The following is a 1,502-nucleotide window of genomic DNA, read 5'->3' on the forward strand; positions in this document are numbered from 1 at the left end:
AGCTAGATCAGGGAGTACTGGGCTGTCGAGGGATCGCGAGGGCGGACACGCCCGCCGCCACCAGAGCTGCCACCGCGGCGAAGCCGAACGCCTGCTGGTAGCCGGTGTCTCCTCCCGCGGCCAGGCTCACCGCGGCGATACTCGACACCGTCGCGACGCCGATCGAGGCACCGAATTCGTGGAAGGTGCTGAGGAGGCCGGAGGCTATGCCCGCCTCGTGTGCCTCGACCTGTCCGAGTGCGGTGGCGGAGGCGACCACGAAGAGAGCTCCGATGCCGAAGGCGCCGAACGAGACCCCGATGGTGGTCGCAAGGGTGGTGGGCCAGAGCGCGGGCACGAGCAGGCCGATGGCGGCGACGACCATGCCGGCGGCGCCGAGGGTCCGGGCGCCCAGGCGCGCGATCAGGCGCCCGCCGAGGTTCGCGCCGGTCATGGTCGCGACCGCGATCGGCAGGAAAAGCAGGCCGGTGGTGAGCGGTCCGTGCCCGGCGGACTGCTGGAAGTAGAAGGTGCCGAGGAAGAACACCGCGACCATGAGCGCGGTGGCGATCAGGATGACGAATACTCCTGCGCCGACAGGTCGGCGGGCGAGCAGCCCGAGGTCCATCAGCGGTGACGCCGCGGTCCGCTGACGCCATCCGAACAGTAGGTAGAGCACTAGCGCTGCTGCGGTGGTGACCAGCGTCGGCGCGCTGACCCAACCCTGCTCGCCTGCGACGGTGAGGGCGTAGATGGCCGAACCCGTGGCCGCAGTGACCAGCAGCGCCCCGACGACGTCGAGCGTCGGGCGGTGCCCGGTCGGCGACGGCGGCAGCGGCGGCAGGACACGGAGCAACCCGAAGAGTACGACGAGACCGACCGGGATGTTGAGGAAGAACACCCACGGCCATCCCGGTCCGGCGGTGATCAGCCCCCCGAGCAGGACCCCGACGGCGGCACCTCCGCCTCCGAGCGCGGACCAGATCCCCAGCGCACGGTTGCGCTCGTCGCCGCTGAACAGCCGCACCACGACCGACAGAGCCGCCGGGGACAGCATCGCCGCACCGAGCCCCTGGGCGACCCGGCCGGTCAGTAGGAGCCCGCCGTTGTCGGCCAAGCCAGCCATGAGCGAGCCCGCGGTGAACACGGACAGCCCGGCGTAGACCACCGGACGGGCTCCGAACAGGTCCGCGCTGCGGCCGCCGAGAAGCATTAGACCACCGAAGGTCAGCGTGTAGGCGGCGACGACCCAGGTCACCGCCTCCCGGGACAGGCCGAGGTCGACCCCCATCTGCGGGAGAGCGACCGCGACGACCGTGACGTCGAGGATGAGCATGAACTGGGCAGTTCCCAGCAGGGCCAGGGCTGCCCATCGGTGGGGATGGGCAGCCCTGGCAGTCGGAGGCCGGGCTTCGGATGTGGACACTGATCGACTCCTAACTCGTACATCAATGTTCAGCTTGAGCGCTGGTACCGTAACTCATACACTTATGTTCAGGTAGTGGAGGATTCATGGTGATCAT

At 69.2% G+C, this 1,502-nt stretch carries 1 protein-coding gene; it reads right to left on the bottom strand.

Annotated features, from left to right (window positions below):
• Nucleotides 1–7: 7 nt before the first annotated feature.
• Nucleotides 8–1,315, bottom strand: a complete 1,308-nt coding sequence (locus tag WHI96_RS27620) for an MFS transporter (protein WP_345643865.1) — start codon at nt 1,313–1,315, stop codon at nt 8–10.
• Nucleotides 1,316–1,502 lie beyond the last annotated feature (187 nt).

Source organism: Pseudonocardia tropica, from assembly GCF_040105315.1.
Taxonomy (GTDB): Bacteria; Actinomycetota; Actinomycetes; order Mycobacteriales; family Pseudonocardiaceae; genus Pseudonocardia; species Pseudonocardia alni.